1 protein-coding gene is annotated in these 633 nt (G+C 68.9%); it reads right to left on the reverse strand.

Annotation, left to right across the window (positions count from 1 at the left end; translation table 11 throughout):
• Positions 1 to 11: 11 nt before the first annotated feature.
• A complete protein-coding gene (locus AC6CKD_RS37955; protein WP_498333986.1) occupies positions 12 to 416 on the reverse strand; it encodes an aggregation-promoting factor C-terminal-like domain-containing protein in 405 nt (134 codons plus the stop codon).
• Between the last annotated feature and the right edge of the window lie 217 nt (positions 417 to 633).

Consider the following 633-nt stretch of genomic DNA (forward strand, 5'->3'; position numbering starts at 1 on the left):
CCGCTGGTGGTTTAGTACCAGTGGTTGTTCTGCCAGAAGGTCCAGGCGCCGGCGGGGCTGCCGTAGCGGGAGTTCATGTAGTCCAGGCCCCACTTGATCTGGGTGGCCGGGTTGGTCTTCCAGTCCGAGCCCGCCGAGGCCATCTTCGAGGCGGGCAGGGCCTGGACCAGGCCGTAGGCGCCCGAGGCGGCGTTCGTGGCGGTGGGGTCCCAGCCGCTCTCGCGGGAAACGATGTTGTTGAACGCCGCGAACTGGGCCGGGTCCTTGATCATCTGCTGGGCGATCGCCTTGGCGCTCATCGGGGCGGCCTGCGCGGGAACCGCGGCCAGCATGGAACCGGCGACGCCCAGGGCGAGGACGGTACCCGTGAGGGTCTTCTTGGAAGCGGCGATGCGGCGGATGACTGCGTTGGACACGGACGGGCCTTTCGAAGGGGACAAGGGCGGTCGCCGGCATGCCGGAGCATGCGTGAGCCACTCACGCGAGGGAGAGGGGTTCGTCGGCGGGAGCGGGAGAACCGGGGTCCGGGGGTGAACCCGGGGTCCGGGGGTGAACCCGGGGATCTCCGTCCGCCTTGCGACTCATCCAGTTCTACGGGGGTAGAGCGCGCCTGGCAACGACCCCTCTTACTAG

Source organism: Streptomyces sp. GQ60, assembly GCF_059758875.1.